We start from the raw sequence: 25,755 nt of genomic DNA, 5'->3' as shown, positions 1-25,755 counted from the left end.
CGGGAGGACCCGGCGCCGGGCCGGGGCGGCAGCGCCGCCCCGGCCCGGCGTTCCCGCGATTTGGTCTCTCGTGCGCAGTGACGTAACCTGGTCTCACCGACGCGGGGTGGAGCAGCTCGGTAGCTCGCTGGGCTCATAACCCAGAGGTCGCAGGTTCAAATCCTGTCCCCGCTACGCAGAAGGTGAAGGCCCCGGACCACACGGTCCGGGGCCTTCGTCGTTCCTGCTCGCGCGCCGCCGGGCCCGGCTCGTCACCCCGATTTGGCACAGCGGTCGCGGTGTCGTAACCTGGACTCACCGACGCGGGGTGGAGCAGCTCGGTAGCTCGCTGGGCTCATAACCCAGAGGTCGCAGGTTCAAATCCTGTCCCCGCTACGCAGGAGGTGAAGGCCCCGGACCACTCGGTCCGGGGCCTTCGTCGTGTCCGGGGCGCCTCGCCGCCGCCCATCGGGTGGTTTCAGCGGGGCGGCTCGGCCAGGTCGAACAGCGCGGCGCCCTGCGGGCTGGGCAGCGGGGTCAGCAGGTCCACGACGCGCCCGCAGTCCAGGCAGGCGGAGAGCACCTGCGCGTGCGGGTGGGCGGTGCCCGTGGTCGCAGCCCGCCGGCGGTCGTGCGGGCTGAAGGTGTGCCAGCAGTCGTCCACGTCGCTCCCGTCGCGCCCGGCGCGTCTCGGCCCCGGGCCGCTCCCGGGGGTGCACGACCACGGTGCCGGGGGTGCGGGGCCGGGGCGAGGAGGCGCGCCGGGCGCGGCGTGGACGCCGGACGGGGCCCGGTCAGCCGCCGACGAGCGGCTGCACCACCGTGCGCAGCAGGTCCGGGCCCTCCAGCGTCAGCACGGACTCGGGGTGGAACTGGATGCCCGCGAAGCCCGCACCGCGCAGCGCCACCACCTCGTCGGCGGGCCCGGTGGACACCTCGGTGCCCTGCGCGGCGAGGCGGGCCGCGGCCGCCTCGTCCACCCGCGCGGTGAAGGAGTTGTAGAACCCCACGGTGGCGCGCCGGCCGAACAGGTCCACCTCCAGCTGGGTGCCCTGGTGCGGGGCGTCCTTGCGGCGCAGCGGCAGGCCGAGCGTGCCGGCGAGCAGCTGGTGGCCCAGGCACACCCCCAGCAGCGGGTTGCCGCCGTCGCGCGCCGAGGCGCTCAGGTCGCGGGCCAGCTCCCGCAGGCGGGCGATGCGCGGATCGGTGGCGTCCTCGGGGTCGCCGGGTCCGGGGCCGAGCACGACCAGGCCGCGGTGCGCGGCCAGCGCCGCGTCCAGGTCCGCGTCGTCGTACCGCAGCACGCGCGCCCGCAGGCCGGCCGAGGCCAGCAGGTGCACCAGCATCGCGGTGAACGTGTCCTCGGCGTCCACCACCAGCGCCTCGCCCAGCGGCGCACCCTGCGGCTGCCGCTGCGGTTCCAGCCAGAACCTCGCCAGGCGGTCGCGGCGGGAGGCCAGCAGGGTCACCACCCGGGGGTCGGCCACCAGCGGCACCCGCCGCGCGGGCGCTCCCGGACCGGCGTCCTCGCGGCGCGGCAGCGGCGGCAGGGCCCCCAGGGCGCGCAGCACGCCGGCCGACTTCGCGTGCGTCTCGGCGACCTCGCCCTCGGGGGTGGAGCCGCGCACCAGCGTCGCGCCCACCGAGACGCGGACCCGGCCGGTGCCGGCCGCGTCGGTGCGCACGTCCGCGGTGCGGATGAGGATGGGGGAGTCCAGCGTCTGCGCGCCGTCGCCGTCGCGACCCAGCAGCGCCAGCGCCCCGGCGTAGTAGGCGCGCCCGGACGGCTCGAACCGCTTGATGACCCGGCACGCGCTCTGCAGCGGGCTGCCGGTCACGGTGGCGGCGAACATGGTCTGCCGCAGCACCTCCCGCGCGTCCAGCGTGGAGCGCCCGCGCAGTTCGAACTCGGTGTGCGCGAGGTTCGCCATCTCCCGCAGGTACGGGCCGTGCACGGTGCCGCCCAGGTCGCCGACGGAGCACATCATCTTCAGCTCCTCGTCGACCACCATGAACAGCTCCTCGACCTCCTTGGGGTCGGCGAGGAACTCCACCAGGCCGTCGGCGTCCGGGCCGGTCACCGGGTACCGGTAGGTGCCGGAGATGGGGTTCATGACGACCTCGCCGCGGGCCATCCGCACGTGCACCTCGGGGCTCGCGCCCACGAGGGTCCGGCTGGTCCCGTCCTCGCCGGGCACGTGCACCACGAACGTCCAGTAGGCGCCCTGCTCGGCCACCAGCAGGCGGCGGAACAGGCTCAGCGCGGTGGTCGCGGTGAAGCCGTCGATCACGCCGTCCACGTCGCGGCGGATGACGAAGTTCGCCCCCGAGCCCTGGGAGATCTCGTCGTCGATGATGCGGCGCACCACGGCGGCGTAGTCGTCGTCGGACAGGTCGGGCGCGACGTCGCGCAGCGGCACCTCCGCGTCGGGCAGCACGCGCAGCGCGTCCTCCAGGCCCAGCTCCTCGGCGTGCTCGACGCGCAGCACCTGCAGGGGCGTGCCGTCGTCGTGGACCTCGAAACCGCGCTCGCGCAGCTGCCGGAACGGCACCAGGGCCAGGGCGTCGAGGCTCGTGGAGCCGGGCGCCCCGGCGGGCAGGGGGACGTCGGCGAGGTGCTCGACGGTGCTCACCGGCCCGCGCAGCACCTCCACGGGTCCGGGCTCGCCGGTGCGGGGGTCCAGGCGGCGCAGCAGCGCGAACGGCGCGTCGCCGCGCAGCAGCTCGTCGACGAGCGCGGCGGGGTCGTGGTGCGGCACGGGGGGTTCCTCCTCGGTGGGGCTGGCGCGGCCGGCCGTCGAGGGGGTCGTCCCGGGTGGTGGGCCTCCTCGACGAGGCGGCCACCGGGACGTGGGAGCGTCAGGCGACCGCCGACACCCACCACCACGCACCGCTCAGCGCGCGCGGGCGGCGGCCCGGGCGCACGGAGGTCGTCGTGGTGGTCACGATCCGCACCCTACTCTGCGCCGCGGCGCCGCGGGCAATACCGTCTGCCCCGTGACCGAGACAGCGCAGTCCCAGCAGCAGTCCCAGCAGGCTCAGCGCGGCGAGAAGCCCACGGTGTTCGTGATGTTCGGGGCGACGGGCGACCTGTCGCGCCGGCTGGTGATGCCCGCGTTCTTCCAGCTCGCCGCCCTGGGGCGGCTGCCCCAGCAGTGGCGGATCGTCGGCAGCAGCCGCGGCGAGAAGACCCACGACGAGTTCCGGCAGTACATCAAGGAGGCGCTGGAGGAGTTCGGCCCGCAGCCGTCCGAGGGCCCCTGGGACGACTTCGCCGAGCACCTGCTCTTCGCCAGCGGCGGATTCGGCGCCGACGACCCCGGCACCCTGCTCGACGTGCTGGCCGAGGCCCGCGAGCAGCTCGGCGCCGCTGAGGACGAGGTGCAGCTCGTGCACTACCTGGCGATCCCGCCGGGCGCGTTCCTCGACGTCACGAAGGCGTTCGACGCGCACGGCCTGGCCGCCGGAGCCCGCGTCGTCTACGAGAAGCCGTACGGCACGTCGCTGGCGAGCTTCGAGGAGCTGGACGCCGAGGTGCAGCGCGTCTTCGCCGAGGAGCAGGTCTTCCGCATCGACCACTTCCTCGCGTTCGAGGCCGCCCAGGACCTCATCCACGCCCGCCTGGCGAACCCGTGGCTGGCGGGGATATGGAACCGCGAGCACGTCGCCCAGGTGCAGATCGACATCGCCGAGACCCTCGACGTCGCCCAGCGCGCCGACTTCTACGACGCCACCGGCGCCTTCCTCGACATGATCGTCACCCACCTGTTCCAGCTCGCCGCGACCGTCGCGATGGAACCGCCCGCCGACCTGCGCCCCGAGACCGTGCAGGCCGCCCGGGACGCCGCGCTGCAGCGCTTCCGCGAGCTGGACCCCGGCGAGGTGGTGCTCGGGCAGTTCGAGGGTTACGTCGACATCGACGGCGTCGCGGACGGCTCCACGACCGACACCCTGGCCGCCGCGCGGCTGTGGATCGACGACGAGCGCTGGGACGGCGTGCCGTTCCTGCTGCGCAGCGGCAAGAAGATGGCCGCGGACGAGCAGCGCATCACCCTGGTCCTCAAGCCCCCCGCCGACGGGCCGTACGCGGGCCAGGAGCCCGGCGGCGAGCCGGCCGTCATCAGCTTCTCGCTGCTGGAGGGCGGCTCCCTGGACGTGGGCACCGCGGTGCGCCGGCCCGGCGTGGCCGGCGGCACGGTGCGCGGCACCGCGAGCCTGGCCCTGGACCGGTTCGAGGGCACCGAGCCGGCGCTGCCGTACGCGCACCTCATCGACCACGTCCTGACCGGCGACCGTTCGCTGTTCACCGGCGTCGACGGCCTGCGCGCGGCGTGGCGGGCGATCGAGCGGTTCTCGAACGAGCGCCCCGAGGTGCTGCCGTACGCGGAGGGCACCTGGGGCCCGGACGACGTCGAGCGCCTCGCCGAACCGGGGCAGTGGTTCCTGCGCTGAACCCCGCCGGGTGCGTCGCTCAGGCCGTCCCGGCCAGGCGGCGCACCCGGCGCAGCTGCGCCTGCACGTACGGGCGCGCGCGGCGCTGACCACCGCGGGCGGCGACGGCCGCGTCCAGCTCCTCCAGCCGCCGGCGCAGCCAGGCCGGGTCCGCCGGCCAGCCGCGAGCGCGGCACTCCAGCAGCCAGTCCACCGGGGAGGCGTGCCCGCGCTCGCCGTTGCAGCGCCGGCACGCCGCCACCTCGTTCTCCAGCCACGACGGCCCGCCCTGGACCCGGGGCACCAGGTGGTCGGTCGTCGCCCGCACCAGGCCGCTCAGCTCCCGGCCGCACCACACGCACGCCGGGCCGTCGCGCGCCACCGCCCGCTGCAGGCGCTCGGCGCGGTCGAGCTGCCGCTCCGCGTCCGCGTGACCCGTCACCGGCGCAGCGTGCCACTCCGGCGCGGGCCCGGCCCGGTGGCGGACCGGTCGCGGCTCAGGCGGCCAGCGCCACCCCCGGGCGGGCCAGCGCCACCAGCGGGCGCACCAGCAGCTGACCCGGCAGCCCGAGGCGGCCCGCGTGCAGGGCCCGCACCACGTGGCGCGGCGGCAGGCGGCGCGAGAGCACCACGCCGGCCAGCACCGCGGAGACGACCGAGCAGACCACGACGGACGGCTGCCCGGTCGCCGCGCCGTACACGGTCCACAGCGTCGCGGACAACTGCGTCAGGACGAACGTGCCGGGCGCCAGGCCGGCCAGCGAGCCGCTGCCGAAGGCGGTGCGCACCTGCGGCACCATCCGCACCAGGGAGACCGCCGTGGCCAGCGCGCCGACGAGCGTGGCGCCGCCGAGGAGCTGCGCCGCGGCGACGATCGGCACCCACGCCGCGACGGCGGTGCCGGCGTGCCGCAGCGGCAGGCCCAGGCGGCGGGCGGCCAGCACGACGGTGACCGCGGCGCACCCCAGGCCGGGGACGTTGCCCACCAGCTGGGCGGGGTCCATCAGCAGCAGGCCGTAGGTCAGCCAGGTGCCGGCGCCGAGCATCCCGAGCACCGAGGAGGAGAAGGACAGGCCGCTGGCGTCGGGGGAGCGCAGCAGGCGGAGGATCTGGGGGACACCGGTGGCGATGCCGATGGCGGCGGCGAGCAGACCGAGCGAGGAGATCAGGGCGTCGAGGGGCACGTGCCTGTTCTTCGTCCCGCGAACTACCTCGCCTTGACCGGGAACGCCACCCCTGAGGGAGTGAGCTGCACCACAACGAGCGGGGGCGCCGGAACGCCTCCGACGGGCCCTGCGACCGCGTCGTCAGCGGCGCCGGGCGCCGGGCTCGGTGCTCACGCCGTCCAGCCCGGGCGCGGGGTCGTGCACGCTGTCCCGCCCGGCCCCGCGGGACCCCTGCCGCGGCAGGCCCGCGCCGTCGTGCGCGTTCCCACCCGCACCGCCGCCCGCGGCGTCGGCCGAGCTGATGCGGACCCTCGGCAGCGCCTGCGGGTGCTCGCGCTGCAGGAACCCCACGACCTCCTCGCGCACCGCGCAGCGCAGGTCGAAGAGCTGCCCGCCGGAGTTCGCGCTCACCAGCGCCCGGACCCGCACGAACGAGTTCGTCGCGTCCAGCACCTGCAGGCCGAAGGCCTTGCCGTTCCACAGCGGGTGCTCGTGCACGAACCGCTCGGCGTGCGCCCGCAGCCGGTCCACCGGCACGCGCCAGTCCACGTCGAACTCGACGGTGCCGATGACGTCGGCGGAGTTGCGGGTCCAGTTCTCGAACGGGGTGGTCGTGAAGTACGTGGACGGCAGGATCAGCCGGCGCTGGTCCCACACCCGCACCACCACGTACGTCAGGGTGATGTCCTCGACGTTGCCCCACTCGCCCTCGATGACGACGACGTCGTCGACGCGCAGGCCGTCCGTGAAGGCGATCTGCAGGCCGGCGAACACGTTCGCCAGCGACGTCTGCGCCGCCAGGCCGGCCACCACCGACAGCAGACCGGCCGAGGCGAGCACGCTCGCGCCCGCGGCCCGGGCGCCCGGGATGGTCAGCAGCATCGACGCGGCGGCGACCACGACGATGAGCGCGACCACGACCCGCTTCAGGAGGGTGACCTGCGTGCGCCGTTGACGCGCGCGCCGGTTGTCCTCCACGTCGATCGGGTAGCGGCGCAGCACGACGTCCTGCACCGCGTTGGCGGCCACCACCGCCAGCCACGCCACGAACGCCACCGTCATCAGCTTCAGCACGAAGAACGTGGGTGGCCGCCAGTCCGCCTCGCCGGTGTAGATGTTCAGCGAGACGAGCACCGCGACGATCGCCAGCAGTCCCGCCAGCGGCCGGCGGACCCGGCAGCCGAGCGTGACGAGGATCGGGCGGCGGTGGCCCAGTCGGCGCACCGCGAACGCCGCCAGCTCGCCGACCAGGACGGCGACGGCGGCCGAGGCGGCGGCCACGGCGAGGGTCAGCCACACGGAGTGGCTGATCGAGGGGAGGGCTGAGCTGAGCGACGAGGGCACTGCGGGCGGCTCCTGCGGATCGGGCACGGAGGACGTCGATGTCCGGTGGACCCGTTCCACGCTAGGTCAGGGCGCCGCCGACGGCAGTGCGGCAGCGCGTCGCCCGGCGGCCGCCGTGCTCATCCGCACGAAGCCTCCACGAACCGTCCCCTGTCCGGAGCACACGTCGCTGCGGAAGGTGACCGGGTGCTCACCCCGGCAGCCAGCTCACCTTCCCCACCAGCAGCGCGTACCCGATGAAGGCGGCCACGTCGATCAGGGTGTGCGCGATCACCAGGGGCATCGCCCGCCCCCACCGCTGGTACACCCAGCCGAACACCAGGCCCATCGCCACGTTGCCGATGAAGCCGCCCAGCCCCTGGTACAGGTGGTACGAACCGCGCAGCACGGCGCTGATCACCAGCGCCGGCAGCCAGCGCACCCCCAGCTGGGAGAGCCGGTGCAGCAGGTACCCGGCGACCAGCACCTCCTCGAGGATCCCGTTCTCCGCGGCCGCCAGCACGGAGATCGGCACCGCCCACCACACGTCCGGCAACGCCGACGCCGCCACGTTCGTGTTCAGGCCCGCCGCGCGGGCGCCGACGTACAGCACCAGCCCGCAGCCGCCGATCAGCGCCGCCAGGCCCACCCCGCCCAGCAGGTCCCGGCCCGGCCGGCGCCCGTCCACCCCCAGCGTGCGCAGCGACTCCCCGCCGCGCGCCAGCAGGTACGCCACCAGCAGCACCGGCGCCAGCCCTGAGGCCACCGAGACCAGCTGCAGCGCCAGGTCCAGCCACGGCCGGTCCGGGGCGTAGCTGCCCAGCACCGTCGACGTCTGCGCGTTCAGCGCCTCCGGCGCCGTCACCAGCCCGATGAACCGCACCAGCGCCCGCACCCCGCTCATCCCCAGGGACACGGCGAAGACCGCCACGACCTCCCAGACGATCAGCCGGCGCTCGCGCGGGTCGAGGACCACCGCCGGGGCGCTCACGGCGCGGGCGGCTGCTCGGGCAGGCCCAGGTGCTCCAGGGCCGCGGTGTGCAGGTGCCCGTTGGTGACCACCGCGTTCCCGCCGTGCGGGCCGTCCACGCCGGCGCGGGAGGTGAAGCGGCCCCCGGCCTCGGTCACGATCGGCACCAGCGCGGCCATGTCGTGCAGCGCCAGCTCCGGCTCGGCGGCGATGTCCACCGCACCCTCCGCCAGCAGCATGTACGACCAGAAGTCGCCGAAGCCGCGGGTGCGCCACACCATGCGCGACAGCTGCAGGAAGCCCTCCAGGCTGCCGGTCTCCTCCCAGCCGCTGATCGAGGAGTACGCGAAGGAGGCGTCGGCGAGGTCGGTGACGCCGCTGACGGAGATGCGCGTCGCCGTCGACAGGCTGCGCCCCGTCCAGGCGCCCGATCCCGTCGCCGCCCACCAGCGTCGCTGCAGCGCCGGGGCCGAGACCAGACCCACCACGGGCTCACCGTCGTCCAGCAGGGCGATGAGGGTCGCCCACACCGGCACCCCCCGCACGAAGTTCTTCGTGCCGTCGATCGGGTCCACCACCCACTGCCTCGGCCCGTGCCCCACCAGGCCGAACTCCTCGCCGAGCACCGCGTCGCGCGGGCGGGTGCGCTTGAGCGAGGAGCGGATCAGCTCCTCGGCGGTGCGGTCGGCGTCGGTGACCGGCGTCAGGTCCGGCTTGGTCTCCACCGCCAGGTCCAGCGCCCGGAAGCGGTCCATCGTGACGCCGTCCACCTGGTCGGCGATCACGTGCGCCAGGCGCAGGTCGTCGTCGTAGCGGGGCCGGGTCGCCGAGGACGGCGCGGGGGAGGAGGAGGTGGGGGGCACGGGCCGAACCTATCGCCGACCTCGACCCCGACCCCGCTGCCGCTCCGGGCGACGGGCCGGGACCTCCGGCCCGTCCAGCGCGCTCCCAGGTGCGCCGAGGATGCTGTGAGGACGCCCGGCACCGGCCGGGCGCCGACCCGACGAGCACGCACGGACGATCACGGAGGAGCGATGGCCGGCACCACGGCGGCGACGCGGCAGCACGGGCACGACGACGACCACGACCGGGAGCGCGAGCACGACGACGAGCAGCACCTGTCGCACCTGCCGGTGTCACCGCGCGCCCGAGGCCTGTTGCTCCTCCTGGGCGGTGCGATCGGCCTCCTGGCCTCGATGGTCCTCACCGTCGACCGGTTCCGCCTGGCCGCCGACCCCGGTTACCGGCCCAGCTGCGACCTCAACCCCTTCATCTCCTGCGGGACGGTGATGACCAGCCCCCAGGCGGAGCTGTTCGGCTTCCCCAACCCGCTGCTCGGCATCGCCGCCTTCGCCGTCACCGCGACGCTGGGGGCGCTGCTGCTGTCGGGCACGGTGCTGCCGCGGTGGGTGGAGCGCGCTCTGCTGGCGGGACTGGCGCTGGGGATGGTCTTCGTCGGCTGGCTGGTCGTGGCAGCCCTGTTCACCATCCACGCCCTGTGCCCGTACTGCATGGTCGTGTGGGTGGTGGTGACCGCCACCTTCTGGGTCTCGCTGGCCGACGGCCTGGACCGCGGCCTGCTGCCGGTGCCGCGGCCCCTGCGGGGCGTGGCGCGCGCGGTCGTGGACTACCGGGTGCTGCTCACCGTGCTGACGATCGCGGCGATCGCCGCCCTGGTCGGCGTCGCGTTCTGGGACTACTGGGCCACGCTGCTCTGAGGGCCCGGCACCGGCCGGGCGCCGCAGCCCCTGGAGGTCCCGTGCCCCGTCCACTGCCCGTCATCGTCGTGCCGCTGGTGCCCGTGCTCACCGCGGTCCTCGTCAGCGGCTGCGCCACCGGCGCCGGCCGGGCGCCCGCGGCGACGGCGTCGCTGTCCCGCGCCGCGTCGAGCGCGCCGGCGCCGAGCGTCCCGGAGCCCCCGCAGCCGGCCCTGACCTCCCCCAGCGCCGAGCAGCTCGACCGCCTCGTGGAGCTGGCCGTCGGGATCGACCCCCGGTTCACCGAGAACCGCGACGCGCTGGCGCGTCGGGCCGACAGCGTGTGCCTGGACCTCAGCGAGGGCGAGGACCCCGCGACCGTCGTCTCCGACGTCCAGCGCCGCTTCAGCGGCGGCGGGGTGGAGGGGCTGACCGAGGAGCAGGCCGCGCAGCTGGTCGAGGCGGTCCGCACCACCGTCTGCCCGTGACGGTGCGGATCAGTCCCGGTCGTGCCCGTGGTCGCGGTCCCGCTCGCGCGGCCGCTCGTCCTCGCGCTCCTCGCCCCGCCGCGCGGCCAGCAGCCGCCGGAACGAGGCCAGCCGCGCCGGGCCCGCGGTGCCCGCGCGCCCGGAGGCGACCCACTCGTCCAGGGCGCACTCGTCCTCGTCGTGCGTGCACCCGCGCGGGCACTGCTCCTCCCCGGGGGCCAGGTCCGGGAAGGCGTGCAGCACCGCCTCGGGGTCCACGTGCGCCAGCCCGAAGGAGCGCACGCCGGGGGTGTCGACCACCCAGCCGTCCCCGCCGGGCAGCGCCAGCGCCGCCATCGAGGTGGAGGTGTGCCGGCCGCGGCCGGTGACGGCGTTGACGTGCCCGGTGGCGCGCCCGGCGTCCGGCACCAGGGCGTTGACCAGCGTGGACTTGCCCACTCCGGAGTGCCCCACCAGCACGCTGGTGCGCCCGCGCAGCCGCTCCAGCACGTCCTCCAGCCCCACCAGCTCCCCGCCGGGGCCGCGGGAGGTCACCACCGCGTCCAGGCCCAGCGGCGCCCACGTGCTCAGCACCTCCTGCGCCGGGCGCAGGTCGCCCTTGGTCAGGCACAGCAGCGGGCGCATGCCCGCCACGTACGCCGCGACCAGGCAGCGGTCCACCATCCGGGCGCGCGGTTCGGGGTCGGCCACGGCCGTCACCACCACGAGCTGGTCGGCGTTGGCCACCACCACGCGCTCCACCGGGTCGGTGTCGTCGGCGGTGCGGCGCAGCACCGTGCGGCGCTCGTCGATGCGCACGATGCGCGCCAGGGTGTCGGTGCGCCCGGAGGTGTCGCCCACCAGGCCCACCCGGTCGCCCACCACGACGCCGGTGCGGCCCAGCTCCCGCGCGCGCATCGCCGTGACCGTCCGCTCGGCGGGCGTGCCCGGCTCGGCCAGGCACGTGGAGCGGCCCCGGTCCACGGCCACCACCAGGGCCGGCACCGCGTCGGCGTGCGCGGGACGCTCCTTGGTGCGCGGGCGCGACCCGCGCGGGTTCGGGCGGACCCGGACGTCGTCCTCGTCGTAGCGGCGGCGGCGCTCGCTCACTGCGGCCCCACCGCCTCACTCGCCCCGCAGCATGGCCGTCCACATGCCGGGGAAGTCCGGCAGCGTCTTGCCCGTCGTGGCGACGTCCTCCACGAGCACGCCGTCCACGGCCAGGCCGATCACGGCCCCCGCCGTGGCCATCCGGTGGTCGGCGTAGGTGCGGAACACCCCGCCGTGCAGGGGGCGCGGGCGGATCAGCAGCCCGTCCGCGGTCTCCTCGGCGTCCCCGCCCAGGGCGTTGACCTCGGTGACCAGGGCCGCCAGGCGGTCGGTCTCGTGCCCGCGCAGGTGCGCGATGCCGCGCAGCCGCGTGGGGGTGGACGCCAGCGCCGCCAGCGCCGTGATCACCGGGGCCAGCTCACCGGCCTCGTGCAGGTCCAGGTCCAGCCCGTACAGCTCCCCGGTGCCCCGCACCAGCAGGCCGTCGCGGTCCAGGGACACCTCGGCGCCCATCTGGTCCAGGACGTCGCGCAGCAGGTCACCGGCCTGGGTGGTGGACTGCGGCCACCCCGGCACCCGCACCCGGCCGCCCGCCGCGGCCGCCGCGGCCAGGAACGGGCCGGCGTTGGACAGGTCCGGCTCGACCTGCACGTCCAGGGCGTTGACCTCGCCGGGTTCCACGGCCCAGCGGCCGGGGGTGGCGTCGTCCACGAGCACGCCGGCGTCGCGCAGCACCTCCACCGTCATCCGCACGTGCGGGGCGCTGGGCAGCTCCGGGCCGTCGTGGACGACCTCCAGCCCTTCGCGGCAGCGCGCGCCCACCAGCAGCAGGGCCGAGACGAACTGGCTGGAGCCGGAGGCGTCGATGCGCACCGGCCCGCCGCGCAGCCCACCGGCCGGCCCGCGCACCGTGAACGGCAGCAGGCCCCGGCCGCCGTCCTCCACGACGGCGCCGAGCTGGCGCAGCCCGTCCAGCACCGCACCCATCGGGCGCTCGCGGGCGCGGGCGTCGCCGTCGAACTCCACCGGCTGCTCGGCCAGCGCCGCCACCGGCGGCAGGAATCGCATGACGGTGCCGGCCAGGCCGCAGTCCACGCGGGCGCCGCCGGTGACGGGCCCGGGGCGCACCAGCCAGTCGCCGGCCTCCACACCCTCGGCGCCGTGGCCGCCCTCGACGACGTCCGCACCCAGGGCGCGCAGGCCGTCGGCCATCAGGGTGGTGTCGCGCGAGATGAGGGGCGCGCGCAGCAGGGACGGCCGCTCGGCGAGCGCGGCCACCACGAGGTAGCGGTTCGTCAGCGACTTCGAGCCGGGCACGGGCACCACGGCGTCCAGCGGGCCGGCCGCGCGGGGGGCGGGCCACAGCTCGGGCGCGGACCGGCCGGGTCGTGACGGGGGGACGGCGTCGGCTGTCGTCGGGCTCACGCCCGCATCCTCGCAGCACCCCCCGACGGTCCTCGACCCCCCGACGGCCTCGAGCCCGGGGCCGTCGGGGGAGCGGGGCGCGGGTCAGCCCGCCTTGGCGGCCACGAGCGCGAGGTCCTTGCGGCCGGACTCGGCGGCGTGCGCGGCCAGCCGCTTCGCGTCGCGACCGGCGCGCCCGGCGCGCCACAGCACGCCCGGCTTGCCGGCGGTGTCCACGGCGGCCAGCAGCGCCGCGCCCAGCAGGCCGACGTCCTTGAGGAAGTCGCCCAGGACCTCCGAGCGCACGGCCCGGTCCTTCTCCGTCCAGAACGGGTGGGCCACGTAGGCGGTGGGGGCGGCGGTGGCGGCCAGCACCGCGGCGGACAGGCGCGGTGCCCGGCCCAGCCCGAAGAGCACGCCGGCCCCGGCCATGGCGGCGCCGTTCAGGCGCACCAGCAGCACCGGGTCCTGCGGCAGGTGCAGCGGGCCGGCGAGCCGCTCGGCCACCGGCTCGGCGGCCGGCGCCAGGTCGGGCGCCCTGCGCACCTGGTCGATGCCGGTCTTGATGAAGACCGCGGCGAGCATCGGTCGGGCCACACGTCGCACCAGAGTCATGGGAGTTGCCTACCGCACCGGCGCTCCGGGCGCACCCGCCGGGGGTCGTGCCGGGGTGCTGTCGGCGGCGCGTGCCAGGGTGTGGCGCGTGGTCAACGGGTACCTGCTGCGGCGGGACGTCGAGGAGCTGGTCGCGGAGTTCGAGGTGGAGGAGCAGGCCCTCGACCCCGGCGGTGCCGCGCTCCGGGCGGACGTCGTCCCCGGCGCCCGGCCCCCGGTGGTCCTGGAACGCTTCCGCAGGGGTGAGCCGGACGCCCCGCCGGCCCGGTCGCTGCGCGCCCTGAGCTGGGGCCTGGTGCCCCCGGGGGCGCGGGACGCCTCCGGCGGCCCGGCCGCCGCGCACGTGCGCGCCGAGACGCTGCTGCGCGAGCCGTCGTCCGCGCCGGCGGCCCTGGCCCGCCGCTGCCTGGTCCCGGTGGACGCCTGGCACCAGCGGCCGGCCGGCGACGAGACCGGCGCGCGGCCGCTCGCGGTCTCCGCCGCCGACGGCTCGGTGCTGTCGCTGGCGGGCGTGTACGAGTTCTGGCAGGACCCGGCGAGGGCGCCCGGCGACCCCGCGCGGTGGCTGGTGAGCTTCGCGGTCGTGACCACCGCCGCCGGGCCGGGCCCGGACGGGCTGTCCGGGCCGGTGCCGCTGGTCGTGCCGCGCGACCTGCGCGACGCCTGGCTGGACCCCACCCTCGACGAGGCCGAGGACGTCGCCGCGCTGCTGGAGGCGCTGGCGCGCGAGCGGGCCGCCACGGCCCTGAGCAGGCACCCGGTGCCACCGCCGGGTGCCTGAGGGGCGCCCCCGGCCGTGCACCGGCGCCGGAATGGTGCCCGTCCGGCGGGCGTTGTGGCGGTCATGGTTGTGGCTGAGAAGACCGGTGCTCGCACCGCGTCCCGCGCGGCGGTGGGACCGCCGGGCAGGCGTCCCGGGCGGCGTCCCGCGAGCGCGCCGGGTGCGCTGAGCGCGCGGCGCGGCGAGGGCCTAGGCTCGGTGCCGATGACCGAACAGACCTCGAGGGCACCCTCGGAGGAGACCGCCGACGAGCGCGCGGCGCGCTTCGAGCGCGACGCTCTGCCCTTCCTCGACCAGCTCTACTCCGCGGCGCTGCGCATGACGCGCAACCCCGCGGACGCCGAGGACCTCGTCCAGGACGCCTTCGCCAAGGCGTACGGCGCGTTCCACCAGTACGCCCCGGGCACGAACCTCAAGGCCTGGCTGTACCGGATCCTCACGAACACCTACATCAACACGTACCGCAAGAAGCAGCGCGAGCCGCAGCAGTCCCACTCCGACGAGATCGAGGACTGGCAGCTGGCGCGGGCGGAGTCGCACCAGTCCACGGGCCTGCGCTCGGCGGAGACCGAGGCGCTGGACCACCTGCCGGACTCGGACGTCAAGCGGGCCCTGCAGCAGGTCCCGGAGGACTTCCGCATGGCGGTGTACCTCGCCGACGTGGAGGGCTTCGCCTACAAGGAGATCGCCGAGATCATGGGCACCCCCATCGGGACCGTGATGTCGCGCCTGCACCGGGGCCGTCGCCTGCTGCGCGAGATGCTGCGCGACTACGCGGTGGGCCGGGGCGTGTCGGGGGCCGTGCGGCAGGCGGAGGGGGCCTCGTGAGCACCCCCCGGGAGCCGGAGCGCGTCACCGCCGCGGGCGGGCCGCCGCTGAAGCAGGAGTGCCGCGAGGTCCTCGAGCGGGCGTTCGAGTACCTCGACGGGGAGATGGCCGATCTCGACTGCGAGCGGCTGAAGGCGCACCTGCTGGAGTGCGCCAGCTGCGTGGCGCAACTCGCCGAGGACGAGCAGCTCAAGCGGGTCATCCGGGACGGGTGCCCGTGCGAGACGGCGCCGACGCAGCTGCGCGCGCGGATCCTCGTGCAGATCACCGAGGTCAGCGCGTCGGTGCGCTGAGCCCGCCCGAGCCACCCACGACGAGAGGCCCCGGACCTGCTGGTCCGGGGCCTCTCGTGCGCCTGTGCTCAGGCGTTGGGGCGCTTGCCGTGGTTCGCGCCGTTGCTCTTGCGCGAGCGGCGCTTGCGGCCACGCTTGCTCATGAGCTGCTCCTCCCTGTCGACATCTCCGGCGTCCATGCTCCCACGGGGTGAGGAGTGCTCAAGGTGGCGGTCCGTCGTCCCGATGCCGCCGGGGTGACGATCGCGCAGACCCCGGTGCTCCCCGCGGGACGGGTGGCCCACGGCGGCACCGAGCCCCTCATCACCCCCTACCTGCGGGCGCTGGTGGAGCTGCGCGGCTCGGACCTGCACTGCAAGGCGGGTTCCCCCCCGCGGGTGCGCATCGACGGCCGGCTGCGCCAGCTGCAGGCCCCGGCGCTGACGCCGGACGACACCGAGGAGATGCTGCGGCAGATCCTGCGCCCGGACCTGGTGGAGGAGTTCGCCCGCACCAGCGAGGCCGACTTCGCGCACAGCCTGCCCGGCGGCGGCGGGCGCTTCCGCGTCAACGCCTTCCGCCAGCGCGGGTCGGTGGGCCTGGTGCTGCGGCGGGTGGCGGCCAAGGCGGTGCCGCTGTCGGGGCTGGGGGTGCCGCCTGTGCTGGAGCAGCTGGCGCTGGAGCACCGCGGGCTGCTGCTGGTCACCGGCCCGACCGGCTCGGGCAAGACGACGACGCTGGCCGGGATGATCGACCACATCAACAACGTCCGCGAGAGCCACGTCGTGACGATCGAAGACCCCATCGAGATCCTGCACGACGACAACCGCTCGATCATCAGCCAGCGCGAGGTGCGCCTGGACACCGCCGACTTCACCACGGCGCTGCGCGCGGCGATGCGCCAGGACCCCGACGTCATCCTCGTGGGGGAGATGCGCGACACGGAGACGGTCAAGGCCGCCCTGTCGGCGGCGGAGACCGGTCACTTCGTCATGTCGACGCTGCACACCATCGACGCGGCGGAGACGATCTCGCGCATCATCGACTTCTTCCCCCCGCACGAGCAGAAGCAGGTGCGCCTGGCGCTGGCGGGTTCGCTGCGCGGCATCGTGTGCCAGCGGCTGGTGCCCCGCGCGGACGGGCGCGGGCGGTGCGTGGTGATGGAGATCTGCGTGAACACCGGGCGCATCGCCGACGCCATCGCGGACCCGGACAAGACCCACCACATCACCGACCTGATCCGCGAGGGCTCCTACTACCAGATGCAGACCTTCGACCAGCACCTCGTGGCGCTGGTGCGCGACGGCGTGGTCACGCTGGAGGACGCCCAGCAGGCTGCCACGAACCCGCACGACCTCGGGGTCGAGCTGCGGCGCCTCGGGCTGCTGGCCTGAGGTTCCACTCCAGCGGGGCGCGGGTGCCCGGCCGGCCTGCCCACGCCAGCGGGCCCAGCAGCGGGGGGACGACGAGGACGGCGAGCCAGAACCAGTCGGAGAAGGTCATGCGCTGAGCGTGGCGCGGTGCGCCGCGTGCGCCGAGTGGCAGTCCTGCCGATGTTCGTCGCCATCCTGCCAACCTCGCCCGGCGCTGGCAGACTGCCCCCGTGCCCCTCCTGCGCTCGATCGCCGTGGTCGTCGGCGAGGCCTTCTCGACCTTCGAGTTCGCCATCGGCTGCGAGGTCTTCGGCATCGACCGCACCGACGAGGGCGTGCCCGCCTTCGACTTCGCGGTGTGCTCGCCCGGCGGGGCCCCGGTGCGCTCCGCGCAGGGCTTCACCCTGGTCCCCGAGCACGGCCTGGACCGGGTCGACGACGCCGACCTGGTCCTCATCGGCCCCTCGCGGGCGCTGCGCGGCCCGGACGTGGCCGTCCTGGCCCCGCACCTGGACGCCGCCCTCGCCCGCGGGGCCACCGTCGCCAGCCTGTGCAGCGGCGCCTTCACCCTGGCCCGCGGCGGGTACCTCGACGGCCGGCGCGCCACCACCCACCACCGCTACGCCGCGCAGCTGGCCCGCGAGTTCCCCGCCGTGCAAGTCGTCCCCGACGTGCTGTACGTGCAGGACGGGCCCATCGCCACCAGCGCCGGCACCTCCGCCGGCATCGACCTGTGCCTGCACCTGGTGCGCGAGGCCCACGGCAGCGCGGTGGCCACCGCGATCGCCCGGCGCATGGTCGTGCCCCCGCACCGCGACGGCGGGCAGGCGCAGTACGTCGAGGCGCCGGTGCGCCCCTGCGCCGACGAGTCCCTGCAGCGGGCCCTGACCTGGGCCGCCGCCCACCTGGACCAGGACGTCGACATCGCCGGCTGGGCGCGCGCGGCCGCGATGTCCCCGCGCACCTTCGCGCGCCGCTTCCGCGCCGAGACGGGCGTCACCCCGCACCGCTGGCTGCTGGAGCAGCGCGTCGGGGCCGCGCGGCTGCTGCTGGAGGACGGCGACGAGAGCGTCGACGAGGTGGCCCGCCGCTGCGGCTTCTCCTCGGCGGCGATGCTGCGCCAGCACTTCCTGCGCCTGGTGGGCACCACGCCGACCGCCTACCGCCGCGCCTACCGCGGTGCCCGGGCCCCGCGCGCCACGCCCCCGCCGCCCCCGACCCGGGCGTCCGTGCACCTGCCCGCGCAGAGCGCCCCGGTGGGCGTGTGAACCGCACCGCCGAGGCCGGCCGCGTCTCGCGGCTGCGCTCGCTGCTCGCCGACGTGCGCACCCGCCTGCACGGTCACGACCTCTTCCTGGTGTCCGCGGGGGTCACCTTCTACGCCGCCGTGGCGCTGGTGCCCTCGCTGGTCGTGGCGGTGCGCCTGCTGGCCGTGGCGCTGGGCCCGGAGCGCGTGGTCGAGCTCGGCGACGCCGTCGCGCAGGCCCTGCCCACGGCGCAGGGCGCCGGTCGCGTGGTGCAGGACCTGGTGCGCACCGGGGTGGACGTCGGCTGGTGGTCGGTCCTGTTCGCGCTGGTCCCCGCCACCGTGTACGGGGAGGGCCTGCGCCGCGGCTTCACCCGGGTCAGCGTCCGCTTCCCCGAGCCGGCCCCCGAACCGGTGCGCGGGCGCGCCGGGGCGTGGCGGGTGCGCCTGCGCGCGGCTCCGCTGCTGCTGTTAGCGCCGGTGGGCTTCCTCGCGGTGCTGGAGGTGGCCCCGTTCCTGGCCGGCTGGTTCGGCACCGGCACCGCCCGCACGGCGCTGGCGGTGTACGTCGCCCTCAACGTGGACTGGCTCGTGGTCTCCCCGGTGCTGGTGTACGTGTACCGGGTGCTGGGGCCGGTGCGCGCCGGCTGGTGGGCGACGCTGTGGGGCGCCTACGCCACCGGGGCGTTCGTCTCCGGGTTCCTGCAGGGGTTCGTGCTCTTCCTCGCCATCCCCGTGGACCTCGGCTCGCCGTTCGGCGGTTACACGCACGTGGGCGGTGCCGTCGCGGTGTGCCTGTGGCTGTGGGTGCTGACGGCGCTGACCGTCTACGGGTACGCCCTCACCCTGGAGCTGGACCGGCGCCGGCACCGGGTGCCGCGCCAGGACGTGCCCGTCGCGGCCCGGCGCGCCGGGCTGCGGGGGTGAGCGGCCGCCCGCCGGTCCTGCACCGGCCCTCGCGCCGACCCCCGCGCAGGGCGCTCAGAGGGTGAACCGGCGGGTGACCGCCTCCAGGTCCTCGGCGACCTGCCCCAGCTCCGAGACCGCCTCGCGCACCGAGCCGACCTGCGCGGTGGTGCCGGCCACGGAGCCCGCCGCGACCGACAGCGCCCCGGCGATCCCGCCGGAGCTGGCGGCGGCGCTGTGCAGGGTGGCGCCGATCGAGGTGGTCGTGGCCAGCTGCTGCGCCACCGCGGAGGCGATCGTCGCCTGCTGGGCGTCGATGTGCGCGATGGTGCGGGAGATGGAGTCGATGTCCGCGCGCACGGCGGCCGCCTCGGCCTGCACGGCCGTCAGCGTGGGGGCGATCTCCTCGGTGGCCTGGGCGGTCTGGCGGGCCAGCTCCTTGACCTCCTCGGCCACCACGGCGAACCCGGAGCCGGCCTCGCCGGCGCGCGCCGCCTCGATGGTGGCGTTCAGGGCCAGCAGGTTCGTCTGCCCGGCGATCGCGGTGATGGTGCGCAGCACGTCGGCGATCTGCTGGGAGGAGCCGCCCAGGCGCTCCACGGTGCCCGTGGCGGCCTGCGCCAGCTGCACGGCCTCGCCCGCCACGACCGTGACGCCGCTGGTGGTGGAGGAGACCTCGTCGGCCGCCGCGCGCAGCTGCTCCACGGCCTCGGCGACGTCGCGCACGCCCTCGGAGACGCCGCCGGCGTCCCCGGCGACCTGCGTGATGTCCGTGGCGGTGCTCTCGGCCGCGTCGGCCAGCTGCGCGCTGGCGCCCTGCAGGGAGGCGGCGGTCCCGCTCAACCGCCCGGCGCCGCGGCTCATCGCCGTGACGGCCTCGCGCATGCCGGCCACCGCGTCGTCCAGGGCGCGGCCCATCTCGCCGATCTCGTCGGTGCGCTCGTCGGCGGTCGCGCCCACGGACAGGTCCCGCGCGGCGACGCGGCGCAGCACGCCCGTCAGCCGCTCGATGCGGCCCACCAGGCCCCGGGCCAGCACGGCGATCAGCACGCCGAGGACGGCCGCGATCCCCAGCCCGGCCAGGACGTTGTCGCGCACCAGGGCGGCGCGCTCGTCCTGGATGCGGTCGGTGACCGCCGCGGTGTCCGCCTCGGGCAGCCAGCTGGTCACCACCCAGTCGTAGGCGGCGTAGCGGGAGACGCCCACGGTCTGCGGGCCGGAGGGCAGCTCGACGGTGGTGGTGGTGAACCCGCCGTCGGGCAGGTCCGCGGCCAGCTCCAGCAGCCGCTCCACGTAGGGCTCGCCGTCCGCGTCCCGGGCCTGCAGCATCGCGTCGCCGTCGGCGGCGCCCTCGGGGGCGACCACGGCGGTGCCGCGCGAGGCGGCGGCGCTGGAGAAGACGGCGTACTGGCCGGTGCGGCCCACGGTCGCCTCGGCGAGCCGGGCGCGCAGGTCCGTGGTGACGTCCGCCTGCGGCAGGCCCACGAACACCGCGCCGGCGACCTCGCCGTCGATGAGCAGCGGCTCGTACACGGTGACGTACGGCTCGTCGGCGACGACGGCGGTGCCGTGGTACGTCTCCCCGGCCAGCAGCGAGGCCACCACCGGGGTGGGGCTGCCGTCCTCCTTGACGGCGGGGATGTACGTGCCGATGTTGCGCTTCCCGTTCGCGCCGACCACGGTCGTCGCCACCCGCAGCATGTCGCCGGCCTCGTTGACGCGCTGGAACACGGTGACCGGGGCGCCGGTCAGCGCGGCCACGGCGTCCACCGCCGGCACGGTCTGGGCGGGGTCGGTCACCTGGCCCAGCGAGGTGTCCCCGAACAGCAGCTGCGGCACGGTGACCTGCACGGGCTCCTTGGTGACCTGGTTCGTGGCGGTCCAGGTGGTGCTGCCGGCCAGGCGCGGCGCACCCAGCGCCAGCAGGCGCTCGTCGGTGGCGCGCAGGTCGCCGTCCAGCTGCGACTGCACGGCGGCGGACTGGGTCGCGACCGTGGTCAGCACCTGCCCGCCGGCGTCGCGCAGCGACTGCTCGGACATCGCGCGCACGTCGCCGGAGGTGGCGTCGGCGAGGTCGCCCACCTGCCAGGCGCTCAGCGCGCTGAGCAGACCGGCGGTGACGACGACGGCCCCGACACCGGGGACCAGGAGCTGGGAGCGCAGGGAGCGCAGACGAGGGGCCACGCACTCCCATCGGCAGCCGGGGCAGGGACCTTCGTCCCCGTCCGTGGGGAAGTGCGCCGGGGCCACCGCCCGGGTGCGGGCGGCTCAGGCGCCGGGGCGGTCCCCGGTGCGGCCGTCGAGCAGCTCGCGCAGGACGTCGGCGTGCCCGGCGTGCCGGGCGGTCTCCTCGGTCATGTGCACCAGCACCCAGCGCAGCGAGACCGCGTCGCCGTCGCGGGTGGTGCCGCGGTCGGTGAGCTTCAGCTCGGAGACCACCGCGTCCGAGGCGGCGCGCGCCCGCGCGTAGTAGGCGAGCACGCCCTCGGTGGTCTCCCACGGGTGGACGCGCCACTCCGCGTGCGGGTCCTCGGCCAGGGCCTGGTCGGGCACCTCCTCGTTCGCCCGCCCGAACGTGCGCCCGAACCAGCCGTTCTCGACGGAGGCCAGGTGCTTGGCGATGCCCAGCAGCGAGGTGCCCGAGGGCACCAGGGGCCGGCGCAGCCGCTCGTCGTCGAGGTCCTCCAGCTTCCACAGCACGGCCTGGCGCTGCCGCTCCAGGGCCGCGACCAGGACCCGCTTCTCGCCGGCCGTCTTCTCACTCGCCGTGCTCAGGGGGCTCGTCACGGTGAGCAGGGTAGTGGTCGGGGCGCCGCGCGCAGCCGGGGCGCGGCGGGAGCGCACCCGCTCGCTACCGTGGCGCCGTGACGAGCGGGCAGGTGGCGGGGGGCGGCGCGGTCGGCCGGGTGGAGGCGCTGCACGTGTACCCGGTCAAGGGCCTGAGCCCGCAGCCGCTGCGCGAGGTGGAGCTGAGCGCGGGGCGGGCGTTCCCCTTCGACCGCGCCTTCGCCCTGGCCCGCCCCGGTGGCGAGTACGCGCCGGGCGTGCGCCGCGGCATCTCCAAGCGGCAGTTCTTCGTGCTCGTCGACGAGGCCCGGCTGGCAGGGCTGCGCACCCACCTGGACACCGGCACGGGGGCCTTCACCGTCGCGGTGCGCGAGCACGAGGTGCTGCGCGCGGACCTGCGCACCGGGGAGGGCGTGCAGCGGGTCCTGGAGCTGTTCGCGCGGGTCCTGGACCTGCCGGCGGGCGTGCTGCCGGTGTGGGCGCACGAGGAGGGCCGGCGCTTCACCGACACCGCCCCCGGCGGCGACGAGGCGATGGAGCTGGTCTCGGTGCTGAACCTGGCCTCGGTGCGCGAGCTGGAGCGGCGCGCCGGCGCACCGGTGGACCCGCTGCGCTTCCGCGCCAACGTCCACGTCGACGGCCTGCCCGCCTTCGCCGAGCTGGACCTGGTGGGGGCCGAGTTCACCCTCGACGGGGTGCGGGTGCGCGGGGAGCAGCCCACGGTGCGCTGCGCCGCCACCGAGGTGGAGCCGGGCACCGGGCGACGCGACCTGCCCGTGCCGCAGCTGCTGTCGCGCTGCTTCGGCCACGAGCTCATGGGGTTCTACGTGCGGGTCCTCACCGGCGGCACGCTGGCCGTGGGGGGTGAGCTGCGTGCCTGAGGACCTGCGCCTGCGGGTCGCGGAGACGGAGGACCTCACCGCGTCGGTGCGCCGCTTCGTCCTGCTCGACCCCGCCGGCGGCGCGCTGCCCGGGTACCGCAGCGGTGCGCACGTCGCGGTGAGCACCCCCGCCGGGCACCGGCGCAGCTACAGCCTCGTCGAGCCCGGCTCGCGCGCCCCGCAGCGGTACGTGCTGTGCGTGCGCCGCGACGCCGCCGGCCGCGGCGGGTCGGTGAGCATGCACGACGACGTCGCCGTCGGTGACGAGCTGGCCGTGTCAGAGCCCGCCAACGCCTTCCCGCTGCGCCGCGCGAAGCGCTACCTGTTCATCGCCGGCGGCATCGGCATCACGCCCGTGCGCTCGATGGTGGGCGAGCTGCGCGCCCGCGGCGGCGCCGACGTCACCGTGCTGTACCTGACGCGCAGCCCGCGGGAGACGGCGTTCCTCGACGAGTTCTCCGCCGACGGCACGGTGCTGCACCACAGCTCCGTGCACGGACGGCTGGACCTGTGGCCGCACCTGGCCGAACCCGACGACGACGCCCGCGTGTACTGCTGCGGGCCGAGCGAGCTCGTGCAGGAGGTCCTGGCCCTGACGGTGCACTGGCGGCCCAGTCGCGTGCACGTGGAGGACTTCGCCGGCGTGGACCCCCTGGGCGGGCGCCGCGAGCCCTTCACCGCGGTGTGGGCGCCGACGGGGGCCCGCGTGGAGGTGGGGGCGGACACCACGCTGCTGGCGGCGCTGGGACGCGCCGGGATCGCCGTGGACGCCTCCTGCGCCTCCGGCACCTGCGGGACGTGCCGGTTGCGGCTGGTCGGTGGCGAGGCGGAGCACCGCGACCTCGTGCTGACCGAGGCCGAGCGCGAGGGGTTCGTCATGCCGTGCGTGTCGCGGGCGCGCTCCGGGGAGCTCGTGGTGGCGCCACCGGGGACGGGCGGCGGACCGGCCTGAGGGCCGTGGTGCTGCGTGCCGGGCGGGTGTCCCGATCCACTAGTCTCAGAGCACACGGTTCAAGCAAGAGCCTCTGCCACGGTCGGTAGGAGGCCCGCAGTGACGTCGGTGAGCGACCCGGCGACTCCCCGTGAAGCCGTCGTCGCCCTCGCCGGCGTCGTGCACCGGTTGCGCACCGCCGTGGACGGCGCCCACCAGCTCCCCGACGCCTGCGACGCCGTCGTGCGAGCGGCCCTGGAGGCGGTGCCCGGCCTGCTCGGCGGCACCGTCACCGTGCGCCGCGGTCCGCGCAGCACCACCGTGGCCGGTGCCGGCGCGGTGCCCCGGCGCGCCGACGAGGTCCAGTACGCCGCCGGCACCGGCCCCTGCCTGGAGGCCATCGCCACCGGCCGGCAGCTGCACGTGGCCGACGTCTCGGCCGAGCAGCGCTGGCCCGGGGTGGTGCAGCGGTTCGCCACCCTCGGCATCGGCAGCGTCCTGTCCTCGCCGCTGGTGCCGGACGAGGACCTGGAGTGGTCCGCCGGACTGAACCTGTACGCGGGTTCCCCGGGGGCCTTCGACGGTGAGCGCCGCGCCCTGGCCGACGTCGTCCTGGCGGTGGGAGCCGCGGGCGTGTCCGCGTTCGCGCACCGGCAGCGGGCGGTGAACCTGGAGGAGGCCGTCGCCTCCAACCGGGACATCGGTGCCGCCGTGGGGGTCCTCATGGCCCTGCGCAAGACCACCCGCGAGCAGGCCCTGGCCGACCTGCGGCAGGTGTCGCAGCACACCAACCGCAAGCTGCGCGACGTGGCGGCCGAGGTGCTGCGGACCGGTCAGCTGCCTGAGGTCGCGCCGGGGTGGGCGGAGCGGTCCTGACCCGCCCGCCGCGCCGGCGGCACTGCTCGCGCTGAGCCGGACGGGCCGGCGCACCGGGCGCACGTCCCGAGACCCCTCCGCGGAAGCGTTCAGGACGAGGACGCGCAGGCCGATGAGGTGTGAGCGCCACCACTGCCGGCGAGCGCGTCACCGTTCCAGCCCGAGGAGACGACGTGCCGCGGTTCCTGCTCGACCTCAAGGTCAGCACCAAGATCGTCAGCAGCATCGGCGTCGTCTGCCTGCTGCTGCTGACGGTGGCCGCCGTCGGCCTCGTGCAGCTCTCGCACGCCCAGGAGCGGCTGCGGGTGATGAGCGCCGAGAGCGTCGCCGGGCAGCAGGCCCTCGGCGAGGTGGCCACCGCCTCCCAGCGCGCCACCAAGGGCCTCTTCGCCCTCGCCCTGGTGCCCACCGCCGATGCGAAGGCGACCTTCGAGGAGGACCAGGCGGCTCTCCTGGACTCCTGGGACGCCTACAAGGCCAGCGACCCGCAGGTCCCCGCCGACCAGCTCGAGGCGGTCGACGCCGCCCTGGCGGAGTACGCGTCCGGCACCGCCGTCCTCGTCGACATCGCGATGACCGGTGACCAGGTGCGGTTCATGACCACCCGCAACGACGAGTCCGTCCCCGTGGCCGAGGGCGGCATCGCCCACGGTTCCACCGGCGACACCCTCGGCGTCGTCCAGGACACCGCCACGCGGGTGGCCGACGAGGCCGCCGCCGCCGGTGCAGCCGCCTACGAGCGCGCCCGGGCGCTGCTGATCGGCGTGACGGCGCTCGCCGTGGCGCTGGGTGCGGCACTGGCCGTCGTCATCTCCCGCTCGATCGCCGGCCCCCTGGGCCGCACCCGCCGCGTCGCCGAGGCGCTGGCCGCCGGGCGCCTGGACGAGCGCGTGCAGGTCAGCAGCCGCGATGAGGTCGGCCAGACCGCGCAGGCGCTGAACACCGCCCTGGACCAGGTCTCCACCACCATCCGCGCCATCGGGCACAGCGTGACGGGCCTGCAGAACGCCTCCGGCAGCCTCGGCGAGGTCGCTCAGCGCCTGTCGGCGGGAGCGGGGGAGTCCTCCGCGCAGGCGGACGTCGTGCTGCTGGCCTCCAGCGACATCGCCGCCAACGTCAGCACGGTGGCCGCAGCCGGGGACGAGATGAGCGCGGCGATCCGCGAGATCGCCTCCTCCACCGCCGACGCCTCGCAGGTCGCCTCCGCCGCGGTCGCCTCCGCGGAGGACGCCCGCGCCACCATCGAGCGGCTGTCGGTGTCCTCCCGCGAGATCGGCGACGTCGTCAAGCTCATCACCTCCATCGCCGAGCAGACGAACCTGCTGGCCCTGAACGCGACCATCGAGGCCGCCCGCGCGGGGGAGATGGGCAAGGGTTTCGCCGTGGTCGCCGGCGAGGTCAAGGAATTGGCGCAGCAGACCGCGCGGGCCACCGAGGAGATCGTCGGCCGGGTGAACGCGACGCAGGCGGACGCGGCGTCGGCGGCGTCGGCGATCAGTGGGATCACCGAGGTCATCGCCCGCATCGACGGGTTGCAGGCCACCATCGCCGCCGCGGTGGAGGAGCAGTCCGCCACGACCAGCGAGATGGTCCGCAACGTCACCGAGGTCTCCAACGGCTCCGCCGAGATCACCGACAACATCTCCGGCATCGCCTCGGCGGCGGCCCGCACGACCGCCGACGCCGGCGCGACGCAGGCGGCGGCCGACGAGGTCTCCGGCGCGGCGCAGGAACTGCGCGCGGCGGTGAGCACCTTCACCCTGTGAGCCGCT

Annotated in this window: 26 protein-coding genes and 2 tRNA genes; 15 read left to right on the top strand and 13 right to left on the bottom strand. The window is 75.8% G+C overall.

Going from position 1 to position 25,755, the window contains the following annotated elements:
• Nucleotides 1–100: 100 nt before the first annotated feature.
• Nucleotides 101–174 (top strand) — tRNA-Met (locus ACRYR9_RS01255).
• A 127-nt stretch (nt 175–301) separates the two neighbouring features.
• A tRNA-Met gene (locus ACRYR9_RS01250) sits at nt 302–375 on the top strand.
• An 82-nt stretch (nt 376–457) separates the two neighbouring features.
• On the opposite strand, the gene ACRYR9_RS01245 is transcribed toward ACRYR9_RS01250, so the two are convergent.
• Both ACRYR9_RS01245 and ACRYR9_RS01240 read right to left on the bottom strand, forming a co-directional pair.
• Nucleotides 458–643 carry a hypothetical protein gene (locus ACRYR9_RS01245; RefSeq protein WP_432495312.1) on the bottom strand — a complete coding sequence of 62 codons (186 nt, stop codon included), beginning with the start codon at nt 641–643 and terminating at the stop codon, nt 458–460.
• A gap of 130 nt (nt 644–773) precedes the next feature.
• Nucleotides 774–2,738, bottom strand: a complete 1,965-nt coding sequence (locus ACRYR9_RS01240; protein ID WP_432495310.1) for an anthranilate synthase family protein — start codon at nt 2,736–2,738, stop codon at nt 774–776.
• A gap of 238 nt (nt 2,739–2,976) precedes the next feature.
• Between ACRYR9_RS01240 and ACRYR9_RS01235 the strand changes: the two genes are divergently transcribed.
• On the top strand, nt 2,977–4,431 hold the full coding sequence (locus ACRYR9_RS01235; protein WP_432495308.1) for a glucose-6-phosphate dehydrogenase: 1,455 nt from the start codon (nt 2,977–2,979) through the stop codon (nt 4,429–4,431).
• Nucleotides 4,432–4,450: 19 nt separating this feature from the next.
• Here ACRYR9_RS01235 and ACRYR9_RS01230 read toward each other — a convergent pair whose 3' ends face one another.
• The 5 genes from ACRYR9_RS01230 to hisN form a co-directional block, all read right to left on the bottom strand.
• Nucleotides 4,451–4,852: an HNH endonuclease gene (locus ACRYR9_RS01230; protein WP_432495306.1), complete on the bottom strand. Its 402-nt coding sequence runs from the start codon at nt 4,850–4,852 to the stop codon at nt 4,451–4,453.
• 55 nt (nt 4,853–4,907) lie between these two features.
• Nucleotides 4,908–5,594, bottom strand: a complete 687-nt coding sequence (locus ACRYR9_RS01225) for a SemiSWEET family transporter (protein ID WP_432495304.1) — start codon at nt 5,592–5,594, stop codon at nt 4,908–4,910.
• 123 nt (nt 5,595–5,717) lie between these two features.
• Nucleotides 5,718–6,920 (bottom strand): mechanosensitive ion channel family protein, encoded by a 1,203-nt coding sequence (locus ACRYR9_RS01220; protein WP_432495302.1) that lies wholly within the window; start codon nt 6,918–6,920, stop codon nt 5,718–5,720.
• A gap of 190 nt (nt 6,921–7,110) precedes the next feature.
• Complete coding sequence (locus ACRYR9_RS01215; RefSeq protein WP_432495300.1) at nt 7,111–7,890, bottom strand: CPBP family intramembrane glutamic endopeptidase; 780 nt, start codon at nt 7,888–7,890, stop codon at nt 7,111–7,113.
• The gene (hisN, locus tag ACRYR9_RS01210; protein WP_432495298.1) at nt 7,887–8,732 is read right to left on the bottom strand and encodes a histidinol-phosphatase; all 846 of its coding nucleotides are present in this window, start codon (nt 8,730–8,732) and stop codon (nt 7,887–7,889) included. The genes ACRYR9_RS01215 and hisN overlap by 4 nt, the downstream gene beginning before the upstream one ends.
• Before the next feature lie 171 nt (nt 8,733–8,903).
• On the opposite strand from hisN, the gene ACRYR9_RS01205 reads away from it, so the two are divergent.
• Nucleotides 8,904–9,587 (top strand): vitamin K epoxide reductase family protein, encoded by a 684-nt coding sequence (locus tag ACRYR9_RS01205; RefSeq protein WP_432495296.1) that lies wholly within the window; start codon nt 8,904–8,906, stop codon nt 9,585–9,587.
• A 41-nt stretch (nt 9,588–9,628) separates the two neighbouring features.
• The gene (locus tag ACRYR9_RS01200) at nt 9,629–10,054 is read left to right on the top strand and encodes a DUF732 domain-containing protein (protein ID WP_432495294.1); all 426 of its coding nucleotides are present in this window, start codon (nt 9,629–9,631) and stop codon (nt 10,052–10,054) included.
• A 9-nt stretch (nt 10,055–10,063) separates the two neighbouring features.
• Here ACRYR9_RS01200 and rsgA read toward each other — a convergent pair whose 3' ends face one another.
• The 3 genes from rsgA to ACRYR9_RS01185 all read right to left on the bottom strand — a co-directional run bounded on the left by rsgA (nt 10,064) and on the right by ACRYR9_RS01185 (nt 13,102).
• The gene (gene rsgA / locus ACRYR9_RS01195) at nt 10,064–11,143 is read right to left on the bottom strand and encodes a ribosome small subunit-dependent GTPase A (RefSeq protein ID WP_432495292.1); all 1,080 of its coding nucleotides are present in this window, start codon (nt 11,141–11,143) and stop codon (nt 10,064–10,066) included.
• 15 nt (nt 11,144–11,158) lie between these two features.
• On the bottom strand, nt 11,159–12,508 hold the full coding sequence (gene aroA, locus ACRYR9_RS01190; RefSeq protein ID WP_432495290.1) for a 3-phosphoshikimate 1-carboxyvinyltransferase: 1,350 nt from the start codon (nt 12,506–12,508) through the stop codon (nt 11,159–11,161).
• Between the two features lie 84 nt (nt 12,509–12,592).
• Entirely contained in the window at nt 12,593–13,102 is a 510-nt protein-coding gene (locus tag ACRYR9_RS01185) for a DoxX family membrane protein (protein ID WP_432495288.1), read from the bottom strand.
• A gap of 88 nt (nt 13,103–13,190) precedes the next feature.
• Between ACRYR9_RS01185 and ACRYR9_RS01180 the strand changes: the two genes are divergently transcribed.
• The 3 genes from ACRYR9_RS01180 to rsrA all read left to right on the top strand — a co-directional run bounded on the left by ACRYR9_RS01180 (nt 13,191) and on the right by rsrA (nt 15,004).
• Complete coding sequence (locus ACRYR9_RS01180; RefSeq protein WP_432495286.1) at nt 13,191–13,883, top strand: SOS response-associated peptidase; 693 nt, start codon at nt 13,191–13,193, stop codon at nt 13,881–13,883.
• A 63-nt stretch (nt 13,884–13,946) separates the two neighbouring features.
• The gene (locus ACRYR9_RS01175; RefSeq protein ID WP_432495284.1) at nt 13,947–14,711 is read left to right on the top strand and encodes a sigma-70 family RNA polymerase sigma factor; all 765 of its coding nucleotides are present in this window, start codon (nt 13,947–13,949) and stop codon (nt 14,709–14,711) included.
• The gene (rsrA, locus tag ACRYR9_RS01170; protein WP_432495282.1) at nt 14,708–15,004 is read left to right on the top strand and encodes a mycothiol system anti-sigma-R factor; all 297 of its coding nucleotides are present in this window, start codon (nt 14,708–14,710) and stop codon (nt 15,002–15,004) included. Before ACRYR9_RS01175 ends, rsrA begins: the two co-directional genes overlap by 4 nt.
• A gap of 68 nt (nt 15,005–15,072) precedes the next feature.
• Here rsrA and ACRYR9_RS01165 read toward each other — a convergent pair whose 3' ends face one another.
• Nucleotides 15,073–15,147 carry a 50S ribosomal protein bL37 gene (locus ACRYR9_RS01165; RefSeq protein ID WP_432495316.1) on the bottom strand — a complete coding sequence of 25 codons (75 nt, stop codon included), beginning with the start codon at nt 15,145–15,147 and terminating at the stop codon, nt 15,073–15,075.
• Between the two features lie 114 nt (nt 15,148–15,261).
• Here ACRYR9_RS01165 and ACRYR9_RS01160 point away from each other — a divergent pair, with 114 nt between their 5' ends.
• The 3 genes from ACRYR9_RS01160 to ACRYR9_RS01150 all read left to right on the top strand — a co-directional run bounded on the left by ACRYR9_RS01160 (nt 15,262) and on the right by ACRYR9_RS01150 (nt 18,529).
• The gene (locus tag ACRYR9_RS01160; protein WP_432495314.1) at nt 15,262–16,377 is read left to right on the top strand and encodes a type IV pilus twitching motility protein PilT; all 1,116 of its coding nucleotides are present in this window, start codon (nt 15,262–15,264) and stop codon (nt 16,375–16,377) included.
• Between the two features lie 209 nt (nt 16,378–16,586).
• On the top strand, nt 16,587–17,624 hold the full coding sequence (locus ACRYR9_RS01155) for a GlxA family transcriptional regulator (RefSeq protein WP_432495280.1): 1,038 nt from the start codon (nt 16,587–16,589) through the stop codon (nt 17,622–17,624).
• Nucleotides 17,621–18,529: a YihY/virulence factor BrkB family protein gene (locus ACRYR9_RS01150; protein ID WP_432495278.1), complete on the top strand. Its 909-nt coding sequence runs from the start codon at nt 17,621–17,623 to the stop codon at nt 18,527–18,529. The genes ACRYR9_RS01155 and ACRYR9_RS01150 overlap by 4 nt, the downstream gene beginning before the upstream one ends.
• Nucleotides 18,530–18,583: 54 nt before the next feature.
• Here ACRYR9_RS01150 and ACRYR9_RS01145 read toward each other — a convergent pair whose 3' ends face one another.
• Together ACRYR9_RS01145 and ACRYR9_RS01140 are read right to left on the bottom strand one after the other, a co-directional pair.
• Nucleotides 18,584–20,692, bottom strand: coding sequence for a methyl-accepting chemotaxis protein (locus tag ACRYR9_RS01145; protein WP_432495276.1), 2,109 nt, complete (start codon nt 20,690–20,692; stop codon nt 18,584–18,586).
• An 84-nt stretch (nt 20,693–20,776) separates the two neighbouring features.
• Entirely contained in the window at nt 20,777–21,295 is a 519-nt protein-coding gene (locus tag ACRYR9_RS01140) for a DinB family protein (protein WP_432495274.1), read from the bottom strand.
• Nucleotides 21,296–21,372: 77 nt separating this feature from the next.
• On the opposite strand from ACRYR9_RS01140, the gene ACRYR9_RS01135 reads away from it, so the two are divergent.
• From ACRYR9_RS01135 to ACRYR9_RS01120, 4 genes are all read left to right on the top strand, one after another.
• The gene (locus tag ACRYR9_RS01135; protein WP_432495272.1) at nt 21,373–22,176 is read left to right on the top strand and encodes an MOSC domain-containing protein; all 804 of its coding nucleotides are present in this window, start codon (nt 21,373–21,375) and stop codon (nt 22,174–22,176) included.
• Complete coding sequence (locus ACRYR9_RS01130; protein WP_432495270.1) at nt 22,169–23,128, top strand: PDR/VanB family oxidoreductase; 960 nt, start codon at nt 22,169–22,171, stop codon at nt 23,126–23,128. The genes ACRYR9_RS01135 and ACRYR9_RS01130 overlap by 8 nt, the downstream gene beginning before the upstream one ends.
• 99 nt (nt 23,129–23,227) lie before the next feature.
• Nucleotides 23,228–23,983, top strand: a complete 756-nt coding sequence (locus ACRYR9_RS01125; RefSeq protein WP_432495268.1) for a GAF and ANTAR domain-containing protein — start codon at nt 23,228–23,230, stop codon at nt 23,981–23,983.
• A 119-nt stretch (nt 23,984–24,102) separates the two neighbouring features.
• Nucleotides 24,103–25,749, top strand: coding sequence for a methyl-accepting chemotaxis protein (locus tag ACRYR9_RS01120; protein WP_432495266.1), 1,647 nt, complete (start codon nt 24,103–24,105; stop codon nt 25,747–25,749).
• The last annotated feature ends 6 nt before the right edge of the window (nt 25,750–25,755 follow it).

Origin of the sequence: Kineococcus auxinigenes, from assembly GCF_050871525.1 — a bacterium.
Taxonomy (GTDB): domain Bacteria; phylum Actinomycetota; class Actinomycetes; order Actinomycetales; family Kineococcaceae; genus Kineococcus.
The sequence above is the reverse complement of the archived record's forward strand: the minus strand, read 5'-3'. Positions and strand labels throughout refer to the sequence as shown.